The sequence below is a fragment of the Photobacterium chitinilyticum genome (assembly GCF_004104355.1).
GTDB lineage: Bacteria > Pseudomonadota > Gammaproteobacteria > Enterobacterales > Vibrionaceae > Photobacterium > Photobacterium chitinilyticum.
On the sequence record NZ_RJLM01000005.1, the window covers coordinates 229527 to 245036 of the forward strand.

General features: G+C 43.2%; 14 protein-coding genes. 8 read left to right on the plus strand and 6 right to left on the minus strand.

Annotated features, from left to right (window positions below; all coding sequences use genetic code 11):
• Window positions 1-138: 138 nt before the first annotated feature.
• Window positions 139-1074, minus strand: coding sequence for an alpha/beta fold hydrolase (locus EDI28_RS14090; RefSeq protein WP_128784522.1), 936 nt, complete (start codon window positions 1072-1074; stop codon window positions 139-141).
• Window positions 1075-1330: 256 nt separating this feature from the next.
• Here EDI28_RS14090 and galE point away from each other — a divergent pair, with 256 nt between their 5' ends.
• Window positions 1331-2347 carry a UDP-glucose 4-epimerase GalE gene (gene galE / locus EDI28_RS14095; protein ID WP_128784523.1) on the plus strand — a complete coding sequence of 339 codons (1017 nt, stop codon included), beginning with the start codon at window positions 1331-1333 and terminating at the stop codon, window positions 2345-2347.
• 74 nt (window positions 2348-2421) lie between these two features.
• Here galE and EDI28_RS14100 read toward each other — a convergent pair whose 3' ends face one another.
• Window positions 2422-3033, minus strand: a complete 612-nt coding sequence (locus EDI28_RS14100) for a DUF2238 domain-containing protein (protein WP_128784524.1) — start codon at window positions 3031-3033, stop codon at window positions 2422-2424.
• A gap of 244 nt (window positions 3034-3277) precedes the next feature.
• On the opposite strand from EDI28_RS14100, the gene EDI28_RS14105 reads away from it, so the two are divergent.
• Both EDI28_RS14105 and EDI28_RS14110 read left to right on the plus strand, forming a co-directional pair.
• Entirely contained in the window at window positions 3278-3592 is a 315-nt protein-coding gene (locus EDI28_RS14105) for a hypothetical protein (RefSeq protein ID WP_128784525.1), read from the plus strand.
• Between the two features lie 294 nt (window positions 3593-3886).
• On the plus strand, window positions 3887-5224 hold the full coding sequence (locus tag EDI28_RS14110; RefSeq protein WP_128784526.1) for a DEAD/DEAH box helicase: 1338 nt from the start codon (window positions 3887-3889) through the stop codon (window positions 5222-5224).
• An 82-nt stretch (window positions 5225-5306) separates the two neighbouring features.
• Here the strand turns inward: EDI28_RS14110 and EDI28_RS14115 are convergent, their stop codons facing one another.
• Genes EDI28_RS14115 through pdhA form a run of 3 tightly spaced genes read right to left on the minus strand, consistent with a single transcriptional unit; the run spans window position 5307 to window position 8510 of the window.
• Entirely contained in the window at window positions 5307-6449 is a 1143-nt protein-coding gene (locus EDI28_RS14115) for a dihydrolipoamide acetyltransferase family protein (RefSeq protein ID WP_128784527.1), read from the minus strand.
• Window positions 6446-7429: an alpha-ketoacid dehydrogenase subunit beta gene (locus EDI28_RS14120; RefSeq protein ID WP_128784528.1), complete on the minus strand. Its 984-nt coding sequence runs from the start codon at window positions 7427-7429 to the stop codon at window positions 6446-6448. Before EDI28_RS14120 ends, EDI28_RS14115 begins: the two co-directional genes overlap by 4 nt.
• Window positions 7422-8510 carry a pyruvate dehydrogenase (acetyl-transferring) E1 component subunit alpha gene (pdhA, locus tag EDI28_RS14125; protein ID WP_128784529.1) on the minus strand — a complete coding sequence of 363 codons (1089 nt, stop codon included), beginning with the start codon at window positions 8508-8510 and terminating at the stop codon, window positions 7422-7424. Before pdhA ends, EDI28_RS14120 begins: the two co-directional genes overlap by 8 nt.
• A gap of 417 nt (window positions 8511-8927) precedes the next feature.
• Here pdhA and EDI28_RS14130 point away from each other — a divergent pair, with 417 nt between their 5' ends.
• The 4 genes from EDI28_RS14130 (at window position 8928) to EDI28_RS14145 (ending at window position 13529) form a co-directional block, all read left to right on the plus strand.
• Entirely contained in the window at window positions 8928-9389 is a 462-nt protein-coding gene (locus EDI28_RS14130) for a hypothetical protein (protein WP_128784530.1), read from the plus strand.
• Between the two features lie 175 nt (window positions 9390-9564).
• Window positions 9565-9999 carry a thioredoxin TrxC gene (gene trxC, locus EDI28_RS14135; RefSeq protein WP_128784531.1) on the plus strand — a complete coding sequence of 145 codons (435 nt, stop codon included), beginning with the start codon at window positions 9565-9567 and terminating at the stop codon, window positions 9997-9999.
• A 142-nt stretch (window positions 10000-10141) separates the two neighbouring features.
• Complete coding sequence (locus tag EDI28_RS14140; protein ID WP_128784532.1) at window positions 10142-11056, plus strand: cation diffusion facilitator family transporter; 915 nt, start codon at window positions 10142-10144, stop codon at window positions 11054-11056.
• A gap of 871 nt (window positions 11057-11927) precedes the next feature.
• Window positions 11928-13529, plus strand: coding sequence for an EAL domain-containing protein (locus EDI28_RS14145; protein ID WP_128784533.1), 1602 nt, complete (start codon window positions 11928-11930; stop codon window positions 13527-13529).
• A 54-nt stretch (window positions 13530-13583) separates the two neighbouring features.
• Here the strand turns inward: EDI28_RS14145 and nagZ are convergent, their stop codons facing one another.
• Window positions 13584-14588: a beta-N-acetylhexosaminidase gene (gene nagZ / locus EDI28_RS14150; RefSeq protein WP_128784534.1), complete on the minus strand. Its 1005-nt coding sequence runs from the start codon at window positions 14586-14588 to the stop codon at window positions 13584-13586.
• Window positions 14589-14978: 390 nt separating this feature from the next.
• Between nagZ and EDI28_RS14155 the strand changes: the two genes are divergently transcribed.
• Complete coding sequence (locus EDI28_RS14155) at window positions 14979-15464, plus strand: DUF1097 domain-containing protein (RefSeq protein ID WP_128784535.1); 486 nt, start codon at window positions 14979-14981, stop codon at window positions 15462-15464.
• The last annotated feature ends 46 nt before the right edge of the window (window positions 15465-15510 follow it).

Below are 15510 nucleotides of genomic sequence, written 5' to 3' on the forward strand. Positions count from 1 at the left end.
AGGAAGTCATCATCACGGGTAAACAAGCGTTTGAGGATAGTAGCATATGTTTGTAACTTCGCTTTAATCCATGTTATCAATCGCTTGGTTTTCCTAGTTATTCACTGCTATTTGGTTTTGTCTCATATCCAAGCAATCTTAAGATAAGAATGACTTCAAGAGCCTGGTCACTAATTCAGGCTGTTCGTTGGTAACGCCATGTCCTGTTTCAGGGATAACAACAATTGATGAGTTAATATGTTCACTCAGTTCAATGCCGTTCTTAAGAGGAAAAATCTGATCATTGTCGCCCCAAATCAACATACTCGGCGGCAAGTTGGCTACAGGATACTGGTTTATTCGCTCTCTGTCGTTAACAAGGCTTTGAATCAAAGCTATTTTTTCATTCTGCCATGGGGCAAAATAACTTTGATAAATCTGATCGGCGATAAAGTCGGGCATGCGTTTCTTTTCATAAAAAACATGGTCAAATAAACGGCGCACTCCAAGGCTATTCTGTGGTACGAATAACTCTTCAGGTTTATCGACGTTTGCACGTATACAGAGTTGTGCCAAATCGTCATCGTTGAAGAGTGGACCTGGGCTGGCAATAATGACTGACTTATCAATCCGTTCTGGTGTCATCATCATGCTGTAAGTCACAAAGCCGCCATAGGAGATCCCGGCAACATTTACTTTGTCTATCTTCAGTGAGTCTAAAATTTGCCATATAGCGTTGGTCTGCGTAGTTAGATTTGGCGTACTGTGGCTGTATGAGTCACCAAACCAAGCAAGATCGGGAGCAATCACCATGTAGTCTTTATTTAGCTCCAGCATCTCCTTTTTCCAGGTTGATATTGCAGTACCGCCAAACCCGTGGATCAACAATAAGGGCTTTCCTGTGCCACCCACCCAATATTTCATTACACCGCCATCGGCGAGAGGAAAGTATTGCTCCGAGTAGCCGGCTTCCTCAAGGCTCTGTTTATCTTGTTCTGCTTTCCAACCAACAATCTCGCAGCCGGTAATAGCAAAGAGCAAAATGAAGAGTACTAACAGCTGGCGGTAAAGATTGAATTTCGGGAGTCTAGTCATCAGTCAGATTGATCTTATTAATATGGGAAGCTTATTGTACACCGTTCCATTGATGGTGTCTTCTTAACCTTACGTTGACTACTATAAGCTAACGTCTCGAAGTATTGAGTAGGATTGGGGTGATTTGTCTTCGGTATTTCAATAATAAAATGTAAATTAATCGTGTCGTATATATATGTATTGGTAGAAATATATACTATTAATTATGTTGATATAGCAAAGTTGGTTTGATGAGGATTTTCACAGGGAGACACACATGCGTGTTCTAGTTACTGGTGGAATGGGCTACATAGGTAGCCATACCTGTGTTCAGATGATCGAAGCTGGTATGACACCGATTATTGTTGATAACTTGTATAATAGTAAAGAAACTGTTTTAGCAAGAATAGAAAAACTGACGGGTGTTCGGCCAGCTTTTTTTGAAGGTGATATTCGTGATCGTGCCTTTTTGGATAACGTTCTTGCACAGGCTAATGTGGAATCAGTCCTCCATTTCGCTGGGCTAAAAGCGGTCGGTGAATCTGTTGAAAAACCTTTGGAATACTATGACAACAATGTTCATGGCACCTTGGTACTTGTCGAAGCGATGAGAGCAGCCGGTATTAACAGCTTAATATTTAGCTCTTCGGCGACGGTATATGGCGAGCCTGAGACCGTACCGATTACGGAAGACTTTCCGACCAGTGCAACGAATCCGTACGGGCGCAGTAAGTTGATGGTTGAAGAATGTCTTGCTGATATCCAAAAAGCCCTTCCAGAAATGAGCATTACATTACTGCGATATTTTAATCCGGTTGGTTCCCACCAGTCAGGAGAAATGGGAGAAGACCCGCAGGGTATTCCGAATAATTTGATGCCATTTATATCGCAAGTTGCGGTTGGTCGCCGTGAGTACTTGTCTGTTTTCGGCAATGATTACTCGACGGTTGATGGTACGGGTGTTCGAGATTACATTCACGTTGTTGACTTGGCTGATGGCCATTTGGCAGCGTTGAACAGCAAAGGTAAAGAGGCTGGGCTACATATCTATAATCTAGGTACAGGTAATGGCTTCAGTGTATTACAAATGGTCGCAGCATTTTCTAAAGCTGCGGGTGTAGAAGTGGCTTATCAACTGGCACCTCGGCGAGCAGGCGATATTGCCGAGTGCTGGGCTGATCCAAGTAAGGCGAGAGCAGAACTTCACTGGGAAGCTACCCGTACTATTGAAGATATGACCGCAGATACGTGGCGCTGGCAGTCTAATAATCCAAATGGTTATCCAGACGTTTAATTTGTATTAGCTAATAAATGTAGTTGTATGTATAGGCGTATGGCCGCTGAAGAAATTCAGCGGCCATACGTTCATTAGACAGAGTTACTTATGCGGTAAGGCTTATTGTAGAAGAAAAATACTAAGCTTGTTATTGCGCCAAGTGTATCAGCCAGCATATCTTGCTGGGCATCCCAAATGTCACCCTGCGAACCCAAGAATTCGATACCGGCCTCGCCGCCAGCGAGTACGGCATACCACCACTCAATAATCTCGTAGCCAGCAGCAATTGCCATAATGGCACAGAGACCGAATAGCCCGGCAAGAACAGGATTACAATAACCTTTGCGTGCAAGGTATTCTGCAATTGGATAGGCGTAAAAGCCGATTGAAAAATGGGCAAAGCGATCAAAGTGATTTCGTTCTGAACCAATTAACTCGCTAAACCAATCAAAGGGCACATTTGCAAACGTGTAGTGCGCCCCGATAGTGTGCAAAATGAGCCAACAAGACATAAAGAGGTATGCGCTATTTGAGAATTTGAACCATTTGAAAGTAACAAGTAGCGGAGCGAAAATCATAGCGATAGGAATGATTTCAGCTATCCAGACTTCAGGAAATGCAGGGTTAATTCCTGACCATATAATTGTCGAGCTGACGACAATGGCAAGTATTAATGGAAGTGTCATGTCCTTGTTCACAGTCATCGTGTATGAATCTCTTACTCAAATAGTGATTGATGAACATTATAATACAGTGTTTTATTGGTTTTGACATCGATTTTTACATCGTTTTTAATGGTGCTGATAACAAGCGATGTAATGCGCTGTCAACAGTGCATCACTGTGATACAACTGGCATATTTCAGATTACTTTAATCGAGTACTATGCTGGTGGGTGGGAAGGGGATAATATTTAATTCCTTACGGATGAGTTTCACAAGGAGAAGATATGCACACGTTAGCGTTAGATGAGGGTGTAACGGCATTACACCAACAGCGGTTGATTGCAGGCTTCACGATATACCTTGAACAATTCCCTGATTATCATGTTTATGGCGAAGAGAGTGTGGGTTACATACACATGCGCAACAATTCTCCGTTGTGTTTTTACAACTCATCGTCAGGGTATGCTGCCTTGATCGACTGCCCAATCGCACGCCTTCAGTTTGAAGAGTTCCTGAAACGTCCAGACATTGAAGAATATATTGCATTATCATTTGTCGGTACGCGCTATGAACAACAATATCCTAGGAAGTTAAATTAGCGACTGTTTATTCAGCTTAGTAGCGCAACGGAAACACTCGATAGCCACAGGCTTACAGGTTTGTTGCGCTCTCGTATCATCACCCAAGTTATGTTGGTGATTCTCAGGTACCTGACTTTCTATAGTATCTCATTCTGGGACAACAAATAATTCAGCCTTTTAAGTAGATGTCAGCATCAATAATTGTGATATAATCCTTCGCTAACATTTTCTACCTTAGTGTGAGTTGGCTCACATGGGGTAAAGCTGTAATTATTATCTGCTCAACACTGAGCATTTTACCGGAGCACCATTTTGCATTTTAAAGACCTTGGATTAGACCAGCGCCTGCTTAAGAAATTGAATCACCTGGCGTTCAATAAACCAACTGAAATTCAACAAACAGCTATTCCTGTTGGCATTCTAGGCAAGGATGTATTGGCCTCGTCAAAGACTGGCTCCGGTAAAACACTGGCATTTTTACTTCCGGCGATGCAGCGTATGTATCGCAGCAAGCCCTTTACTCGCCGTGATCCACGCGTATTGGTATTGACTCCCACTCGTGAACTTGCCAAGCAGGTGTTTGCCCAGCTACGTACCCTGAACGCTGGTACGCCTTATGATGGGACATTGATTGTTGGAGGTGAAAATTTCAACGATCAGGTAAAAGCACTTCGTAATGATCCGATGTTTGTGATTGCAACACCAGGACGATTAGCTGATCACCTCGAGCACCGTAGCACGCACCTAGATGGGCTTGAAATGCTTATTCTTGATGAAGCGGACCGTATGCTGGATCTTGGTTTTGAAGCGCAGTTGCGTCGCATTCATGAAGCGGCAAGTCACCGTCGTCGCCAGACGTTGATGTTCTCGGCAACATTGGATCATGAAGATGTAGTCGATATTGCCTCTGATATGCTCAATGCACCGAAACGCCTCTCTGTCGGTCATTCTGCCGAAGAGCATACTGATATTACCCAGCGCTTTATCTTGTGTGATCACTTAGATCATAAGCAAGCTTTGCTAGATAAGGTATTGGAAACCGAAGACTACAATCAGGTTATTATTTTTACGGCAACACGTGCTGATACCGATCGTCTGACAAAAGAGCTGAACGAGCGTAAGCTGAAAGCAGTCGCTCTGAGCGGTAACCTAAATCAGACTCAGCGAAATAGTATTATGAGCCAGTTCGAGCGTGACTGTCACAAGATCCTTGTGACGACTGATGTTGCGTCGCGTGGTCTGGATATCGACAAAGTTTCTCACGTAATTAACTTTGATATGCCAAAACATGCTGAAGAATACGTTCACCGTATCGGTCGTACCGGCCGTGCTGGTAATAAGGGTGATGCTATTTCTCTTGTTGGTCCGAAAGACTGGAAGAGCTTTAAAAATGTCGAAGCTTTCCTAAAGCAAAATATTAGTTTCAGTACCATTGAAGGTCTGGAGGGCAAATTCAAAGGCCTGAAACCAGCTCCGAAGAAAAAGTTTGTCAAGAAAAAGCCAACAGCTAACAAGCCGGTTGCGAAGAAAACAGATTCTGCTAAACCGAAGAAGAAGATGGATAAGCGCTATTACGATAATATGGCAGTGGGCGATAACGTATTCGTTCCTAAAAAGAAGAAGCCTGTAAATCCGGCAACTGAAGATTAATAGCATTCATTTTTGCAAGAACAATTAAATCAAAAGTGCCAGTCTTCGAACTGGCACTTTTACATTTGGTACATCGTAATAATTAATTGCTCGCTTGCTGTAACTGGTTTACCAGCGCCTTCATGAAACGTGCTGCTTCTCCGCCAGTACATGCACGGTGGTCGAAGGTCATTGATAGGGGCAATATTTTTACCGGTACAGCTTTGTTATCACGGAGCATGAGTTTCTCAATGATACGGCCGGCCCCGACGATAGCAACTTGAGGCGGGGTAACTACGGGGGTTGCAAAAATACCCGCGATGGCACCAAAATTGGTTAATGTGATGGTGGCATGCTGCAACTGCTCTCGGCCAATTTTTCTCTCCTTAATACCTGCGACGGTTTTATCGACCCATTGACGGATTCCTCGAGTACTGTATTCATCAGCATGGCGTAAGACAGGAACATAAAGGCCGTGACGGCTGTCGACAGCAAGACCTATATTGACAGTACTGTGAACACACCGAGTCATGGTTTCTGCATCGAACCATGCATTCAAAGCGGGTACTTGGTGGCAGGCTTCAACAATGGCTAATACCAAACGACTCGTGATATCTTCATCCGGGTTCCATCTTTCAAGCATGGCTTCTTCGGTGATGGTTACCGCTGCAACATTGAGGTGTGATTCTGCCATGGTGCTAACCATGGTTCGACGAGCTCCCTTAAGTACTTCTGTGCCAGGTAAGAGCTTATTGCAGGCATTGTATACATCCGTATCGAGAATAACGCCACTAGGACCACTTCCACTAACGTTATTCAAATCGACCCCGAGTTTTTGTGCTAGCAAACGGGCCGACGGCATGGCTGTTAAGGTATCTGTGGGCTTGACTTGCTGTGAATGACCGACCCAAAATTCATCAATATTGACGTCATGATCGTGGTGAGAGACTGTGCCGACGACGGTGGCAGTATCGGTTCTTAAGGTGTTGTTTTGCACATGATCTGTGGTGACTTTTTCCTCTATTTCTAACAGCAAGCTACCGATACTGATCACATCACCCGCGTTGCCAAAACGGCGAATAATTGTGCCGCGATAAGGTGAAGGAACCTCAACGGTTGCTTTGGCGGTTTCGACGGTTAGCACAACCTGATCTAGTTCAACTGTATCGCCAGCATCAACATGCCATTCGATGATTTCAGATTCAGCGAGGCCTTCTCCAAGATCAGGCAAGGTAAATGATTTCATTTCCACCCCTCCGTTAGCTCTTTTGCCGCCTTAACAATGTCCTCTTCCTGAATCAAAAAATAATCTTCATTGCGATAATAAGGCATGACTGTATCCATACCCGTTACACGTTTGGGGGGAGCTTTCAGTAAGCACATCGCATGTTCGGCTGTTCTTGCCAGGATCTCAGCACCAACGCCACAGGTTTGGCATGCTTCATGGACAACCAGTAAGCGGCCGGATTTTTCGAGAGAGGAATAGATAGTGGCCATATCGATGGGTTTAATTGTTGCCACATCGATAACCTCCACTTCAATCCCTTGCTGTGAAAGTTCTGTAGCAGCCTGCAAGGCCTCGACAACACAGGCACCCCAAGTAACAAGCGTAACATCTCGCCCCTTTCTTAGGGTGAAGCAGGTACTTAAAGGAAGTGCCTTACCATCGTCTATAACATCGGACTTTACCGTTCTGTATATACGTTTTGGCTCGAAGAACATTACAGGGTCATTGCTTCTAATTGATGCCAGTAATAATCCATAGGCCCGTTGTGGTGATGAAGGAATAACGACGCTGATTCCGGGGATATGGGCAAAAAGGGCTTCGACACTCTCTGAATGATGTTCGGGTGCATGGATACCACCGCCAAATGGTGCTCTGAAAACAGCGGGGCAGGTAAGTCGTCCTCGTGTTCGGTTACGCATTCGAGCGGCATGGCAGACCAGGTGTTCCATTGCAGGGAAGACGAACCCCTGAAACTGGAATTCAGCTACTGGACGTAAGCCCTGGCTTGCCATACCGACAGCCACACCGCCAATTAGCGCTTCGGCCAAAGGCGAGTCGATGACCCGTTTACAGCCGAACTTTTCTTTTAATCCAACCGTAGCACGAAAAACACCGCCGTTATCTCCGACGTCTTCACCGAGCACAATGACATCGGGATCATGGGTCATTTCATGGTGTAGGGCAAGATTGACAGATTCTAGTAGTGTTAGTTCAGCCACGGTGACCTCCCTGCATGCGCATTGCTTTGTTGATAATCAAATCACGTTGTTTATGAAGATCACTGTCAAGTGACTCATAAAGGAAATCAAAAGCAGATTCAGGAGGCTGTGGTGGTAAGGATTTGTATTTATCTACGGCTTTTTCAACAACCTCGCGGCAGTGTTCTAGCCATTGTTTTTCATCGGCTTCTGACCACCAGAGCTGGTTGATTAAAAACGTTTTCAAACGCGCAATGGGCTCAAACTCCCAGGCTTGTTGCAATTCATCTTCACTGCGATAGCGACTGGCATCATCAGCGGTTGTATGATCACTGAGTCGATAGCTAATCGCTTCAATAAGCGTCGTTCCTTTGCCTTTTCGGGCTTTATCAAGGCTGGTCAAAATAGCATCGTACATAGCAACAACATCGTTGCCATCAACAGTCAGCCCCTGGATGCCAGCCCCTTTGGCTTTATCGGACAGCAGTTCGGCTCCGCATTGAATAGATCGTGGTACTGAAATTGCCCACTGGTTGTTGTTGATGACAAACACCAGCGGTATGTTCCAGGCTCCGGCGCAGTTAAGTGATTCAAGGAAGTCACCTTTGGAGGTTGCGCCGTCTCCACATGTCACAAGCGCCGCCTGATGATTACCTTGGATTTTAAGTGCAGCGGCAACACCCACGGCATGCGTACATTGAGTTGCGATAGGGACACAAAATGGTAAATCATTGCAATGCTCGTTATTGGCTGAGAAATCACTGCCTCTCTCGTCACCGCCCCAGTATTGCAGATTCTTCTCCATAGCTGTACCACGTGCCCACATTGCAGGCATATCACGATAGTAAGGAATGAATACGTCATCTGTTTTAAGTGCTCGGCCAATTGCGATGCCGATGGCTTCGGATCCCAGGTGAGAAGGGTAGGTTCCTAGTTTACCTGTTCGTTGTAGCGCAATTGCTTTGTTATCGTAGATGCGGGTTAGTACCATGTCACAGTAAAACCCTTTCAACACTGATTGATCGGCCCATGCGGGGAGTTGATCGACGAGACTACCATGATGATCAATGAATCGATGCATAGGTAAGGCCTGAACATTCATCTCAAGCTCCTTCTGTTGCTGCCTCAGAAGAGGCGGACAGCAAATCAAGTGGCTATACCGATGCAGAGGTGGTCCGTTTTAACTAAATGGCTTATCTCAAGATAAGTCTAGGTATAACCAGACAATTATAAGTGTAAGCACAATGTTAAAATACCGCCTCCGCCAGTGAGCTTTTAGTCAGTAAAGAAAACAATACAGAGAAAAGTGTTGATATATTAAGTGTGGCTTTCTTTAGAATAGAAAATAATATCGACTTTTGACAATAAGCTAGTGTTTCGTATTTTCTTGGATTAACTAGCCTACTGTAAATTTAGTCTCATTTTCGAGACTGTGAGGGCATAAGCACTGTGTTTCGAGATAATTCGCTCATACTTAGGTTTGGACTTTGGTGCTGTTTTTGACTCTTTGTGGTGCGCTATGAAGTTATACAGTAGTTTATTCTTTACGTTCTTTGTCTCGGCTTGTACCTCGCAGGAAGCAGTAACAGATGTTGCCGGACAAAAAACGACTTTTATACAAGGGGAGTGTTATGATCCCTCGACCTACAGCCTAACTGAAACATTTGATCATTTTATTGATGAACGGCAGCAGGAACTTAAAATTCTGCGACCAGAGCTTACGGCTGAAAACTATGAGCAGTTGGACTATGCACTTAGGCATTTTACTACTTATTGGACTCAGTTAAGGCAAGAGCGTGATCAGGCATGTGAAGAACACGCAAGTTGTGAATTCATTAAGTTGAAAACCCATGATGTTCAGGTATACAACCGAGGTTATTGCGATGGCACTGACTTTGAATATAACGTAAGCCGCGCTAAAATGATAAACTTTTTCAACGATATAGAAAGGTTACAGTTACAACGCTCAGCGCAGCAGTAATTGACTTGAGCTGTGATAAATTGACTGATGGCTATAACGCATCTATGTGATTTGATGTTCTATACCTAAGCGATTTTCGTTGAAACAACAGCTTTAACTCACTTGGAAATAATAATGGCTAGTCTGGTATCCTCGGGCACATAAAGTGTTATTTGTTCTATCACTCGGGAAACCAATGAAGTTAATTTCTGTTTTATGTCCGCACTGTCAGAAGTCGGTATCTATTTCCACCCAATCTTTATCAAACACGGTTCAGTGTGAGTATTGTAATAAGCCAATACTAGACGGTAAGCCTGTTGAAGCCAATGTCAGTAATTTTGATAAACTGATTCAAAGCCCCAAACCTGTTGTAGTGACTTTTTGGGGAAATAATTGCTCGCCATGTAATAGTTTTAAGCCTATTTTCGAGAAGATGGCCTCTGAAAGGAAAAAACAACTTCGCTTTTTGCGAGTCAATGTTCAGCAAAATAAAGTACTGGCGGCTCGATATCGTATCCGGGGTGTGCCAACAATCATGGTGTTTAAGAAGGGCAAGCAGCAATCAGTTATCAATACTGCACTGCGGAAAAAAGAATTTGGTGATTGGCTCAATGATGTATTGTTTTCATAAGAGGTGTCGATGGCTGGGTGGTAAGTTATCAGTGCCACGGTGCAACTGTTTGCTGAAAATGTATTACTTTTCATTTGCTTATAATTAGTGCTATGGTGATTGTAGCTATATTTGTTTTAACTATGTAAATGAGGAGGATTATATGGCTATTAGCCGTAAAATTAGTAAAGAACGCTTAGCGCTGAAATTATCCCTGGTTGGAACCGTATTGTTGGCTAGCTTGGGGATTGGCTATGGATTGTATGTCGGATCCAATGCTATTTTACTTGACGGCATGTTCTCGTTTCTCAGTATGGGTATGACAGGCTTAAGCCTTTATACAGCCTACCTTGTTTCAAAGCCTGATGATCGGCAGTTCCAGTTCGGTTACGCACATATCGAACCTCTGATTAATGTCGTCAATGGCTTGCTCATCCTCATGACGTGTTTGTTTGCGTTTCTCAGTGGTGTGCAAACCATTGTCAATGGTGGACATGATATTGTATTGGAACATGCTATCGTTTACGCCGTTGTATCAACGGTGTGTTGTTTCGCGATCTACTTTACTGAGACTTATATTGCGCGCAGTGTGGAATCGGAGCTGGTTCGAGTGGATTCACAGGAATGGCTCGTTGACGGTATCTTGAGTGCCGCAATTTTGGTTGGATTTATCGTTGTGATTATTTTCGATCACTTGGGTTATTCGCAGTGGAATGCGTATGTGGATCCGATATTGGTTTCAACTCTAGCAATTGCCGCTTCTGTGCTTCCCATTAAGGTACTACGCCGTAACCTACGTGAAGTCCTGCTTGTCGCTCCACAGGATAGCGTTCAGCGCCATGTTGATCGGGTTATTGAAAGGCTATCTCGTCAATACCACTTTGATGATTATACGCACCACTTTGCCAAAACAGGTCGTCAATACGATCTCGAAGTAAATATTTTGGTAAAAAATGATGCTTACTGGACGACAAAACGACAGGATTATATTCGACAGATTTTGTGGGATGAGCTCGTTGACGATCTTGGTGATACCTGGCTATCTGTTACTTTTACCGGGCAGGAACGTTGGTTATAATTATCACAATTTCAAACTAGTACAAAAGAGCGGCGTTGGCCGCTTTTTGCTATTAGTTTTTCTAATTTTAAAAGGTAACAATTCTCAATAATAAAGAACTGGCGTTCCATGTTGAATGCGCGCAAAATATGCGGGCTACAAATAAATAATATAAATTTCATGATAGATGGCGACTTTAGTTTGCTACAATTAGTCACTAAGTGATTCGCCAAATCTTTTATGTGGTGACAGAGTTACACAATTTCTCATCACATTTTTGTAACTGGTTAGTGCATAAAACACGCAAATAGGGTATCTTATTTTAAGTCTAAAAATTGCTTTTGCTTAGAGGCAATCTTTAGACCATAGCTTAGCCCTTAATGTTGATGCTGCTCTGTTAGAGTTGTTATCATGGTTTAAAATCAAAGTTTTACAAAGGTTGCTTATGGAAACTCTGCTAGTCATTGCCTTCATTATCGGTGCTGCATTTGTTATCGTTAAAGAGAAAAAACGCACTAAGGATATAGACTATTCACGAGACTCACTATAAAGCTAAGGTGCCAAAGGGGGCTTTTGTTTTATTCATGTGTTCAATGTGAATACTAATTAATACTATTTGTGTATTTTTCTTTTAGTTGTCTTCTTCGCTCGACCCTCATGTCTGTTTCTACATTCCCTTTAGGTTATTGCTTAAGGTTGTGGTAATCACAAATATGTAGCACATTTTTTTAAATCCCATCAAGTCGTGATCTCAGTCGTAAGAGATGAAAATGTATTGCTTATGAATCCTCTCATTAATGAATGTTGTTGTATATTGTTGTTACTCAATATAATGTGAAACTTACAGTTGCCTACCATGGCCAGCTACTAGGGAAAGGTTCTTTTTCAGGTTATGTTATTCGATAATCGAGCTCGGAATACAGAGGCGGGTGTATTCAAGAGGAGTGTTTGCAAAAAGGACAGCTTATCATCTATTGCGTTTGTTCTTAGTCTATCGTTTCTATTTTCATTGCTAAGTGGTTTTTTTTCGCAGTTGCAGCTGTCTTATATTATCAGCTCTGATTCGGAAGAACTGCTGAATACTTATTCAATGAAGGTTGAGCGCTTTCCTGATGTCCTCACTTCGTTGAGTAAGAATTTCCAATTTGACTGCAGCCCTCTAGATCAGCACCAACTTGAGCATATTGCTTATAACGATTATGTTATTCGGCGCATCACAATAAAATCGAAGAACGGCAAACAATGCTCTAGCTTCAAAGGCGGTGATGTTGAAGCAAGGCTTGCTCCGCTAATTAACAATCTAGCCCCTAATGTTTCATTATGGGTAGCTTCAGAGTCGAGAAGTGAAGAAAACCTTTTAGTGGCAGAGTGGCAAGGTGGGCAGGGAACATTGCTTGTTCATCTGGAGCCTTTGGTTTCTGAGACACTTAGGAATAAATATTGCGAGAATTGCGTTCTTAGCTCCATTTCGTCTATAGACAGTCCAACGGTATCTTACTGGCGTGGTGATGCTTCATTACTTGCAAACGAACCTCTGTTTAGTTCCGATTTTTCAGAAGGGTTAAGGGTAAATACTTTCGTTAAAAACGAACTGTTAAGTCGATATAAAGAAGAGTTATGGTTACCATTATTTATGTTTGGCGGCGCACTGGGAATCATATGCATTTCACTTTATCGTATGATCATGCGCCGAAAAATGTCTCTTCATTCACTTGTTGAGCAGGGATTGGCCAAGCAAGAATTTGTTCCTTATTACCAACCGATTGTCGATGTATCAAGCAATTCATTATATGGTTGTGAAATGCTTGCACGTTGGCAGCGTCCCGGACAAGATGTCATTTCTCCAATGGAGTTTATTCCGTACGTCGAGAAAAGTGGTCAGATATTACCAATAACCGAACAGCTTATTGAAAAAGCGATATATGAAATCGGTAAGCTGAACTGGCAAATGACTAAGCAAATTATCAGCATCAACGTGGTACCAGATCAGCTTGAAAGCCTGGACGTGTTGGAGAAATCTTTGAACCTCTTACAACATTCTGAAATTACCCCGGATCAAATAGCTTTTGAGGTTACCGAGAGAAAACAGTTTACGGATCTAACCATGGCTTCTGATGTGATTGAGCAACTAAGGATACAGGGAATTGGTGTAAAGCTTGACGACGCTGGCACCGGGTACGGTGGTTTTAGTTACATCCAGCAGTTGAATATTAGAAGTCTAAAGATCGATAAGATGTTTGTGGAAAATATTGGTACAGCAGATATTAAACTTTCGTTGCTCGATTCGATTATTGCTTTTGGTAAAGAAGCGGGGATGGAAATGATTGCCGAGGGTGTTGAAACAGAGGAACAGTCTCAATATCTTGCCGAGCAAGGTGTCTATTTGCAACAGGGGTACTTTTTTGGCAAGCCTATGATATTTAAAGATTTCGCCTACTTTTGCAAAAGCATGGCGTCCCAGCCTCAAGAAGACAAATTGGCATGTGTTGCTTGATTGCCGTGATCACAGAAATGCGCCGATGTGTATTAACACCGGCGCTCTAATTATTTAAGACTGTTGCTCTCGCCATGATTGAGTGAGTCTGATAATAGCCTGTTGGTTGTCCTGCCACATTCGCGATTTAACCAAGTCTTTATACTCCCCTGTTGGTTGCTTGCAAAGTACTTCTAAGCAAGGAACTTGAGTTTGTGGAAGACCGTCTAGTGCCTGAATGGCGCCAGAGCGATTATTACATAGCATGACCATATCGCAACCGGCCTGTTGAGCTGCAATTGCACGATCGCTATAGCTTCCAAGCACATCTGCACCTTTCATATTCAGATCATCAGAAAAAACAACACCGTCGAACTTTAGATCATTACGGAGTACTTTTTTTAACCAATATTCGGAGCCGCTTGCAGGTTGATTGTCATAGGAATCATATACAACATGAGCTGGCATCATTGCGTCTAGCAAGCCATCGTTTATTAGTTGTTTAAAGACTGTCATATCGTGTTGTTTAATGTTGTCACGAGGATCTATTGGTGTTTCAAGGTGCGAGTCTGCGATCACGCCGCCATGACCTGGAAAATGCTTGCCAGTTGTTGCCATTCCGGCTTGCTTCATACCGCGGATAAATTGGCTGGCATATTTGATAACTTGCTGGGGATCATCAGAGAAAGCACGGTCGCCAATCGCTTTGCAGTCGAAGCCCAGATCAAGAACTGGAGCTAAACTCAAATCAATGTCCATGGCTAATAGCTCTGCGGCCATGAGCCAACCACCTTGTTTGGCTAGCTCTAGCCCGTCTTGTTGACCTGCGAAGGCTTTGGCTGGTGGCAACAAAGTAAAGTCATCACGGAAGCGTTGTACTCGTCCGCCTTCTTGGTCGACGGCAATCAGTAACGGGCGTTTGGCAGTTTCTCGGATCGCTTTTGTGAGAGCCCTAAGCTGTTTTCTATCATGATAATTACGTGCGAAAAAAATAATACCACCAACGGTAGGGTGTTGAATAATTTCACGTTCTTCGGCATCTAGCTCACAGCCAGATACATCAAGCATTAAAGGTCCCATGAAAACTCCGAAGTTACCCATGAACAGTCTGAAAGCAAGGAGCAATGATGACACTGTTCATAGAAAATATTGACGGTGATACGTTACCACAGTCGAATTAAGACAGACATTATTAATAGATTGAATTCATATTTTTGGAATTGCCCGGTTATGGGTATGCCTCACGATTGTTTATTGTGGGCAACAGTGAATTTACAGGATGTGCGTGTGCGATTTACTCGAAGAACAGTATGTGTTCTGTCTTGTTGATGAAATCGATATTAAGGTGATGTGGATCTTGTTTCTGAAAATCAGATAGCATCTATTGCATTGCACTTGTGATCTTTGTCACCAAAAAATCATATGGAGTCAACTAGACTGTTTCCTTAAGCGGATTTAAAGAGATTTCACATGTCAGTTTTGGTTGCCATCGCTATTACAACAGGTATTCTTTCAGGCATATGGGGATGGGTTGCTGTTTCGCTCGGCCTGTTAAGTTGGGCAGGGTTTTTAGGCTGTACTACGTATTTTGCCTCGCCCAAAGAAGGGGTGAAAGGCTTGGGCTTAAGTATTGCGACAAACTTAAGTGGTGTGTTCTGGGCTCTGGTCATTATTCATCTATCTACAATGGTTGGAATTGAGATCATTGGCTATGTTGTAACGGCAATCGTCGCTTTTCTGATGTGCGTACAAGCTAAGAAATCTTGGTTAAACTTCATTCCGGGAACGTTTATTGGTTCTTGCGCAACATTTGCTGCAAATGGTGACTGGCAGTTGGTGATCCCATCACTTATTCTTGGTGCAATATTTGGCTATAGCATGAAAGCATCGGGATTATGGTTGCAGAAGAAGTTGAGCCAGCCAAAAGAAGAGTATGCTGTTGCAGAGCTTGATTAACCTATTCTAAAGTTTCTAAAAATGCCGCGCAATTGCGCGGCATTTT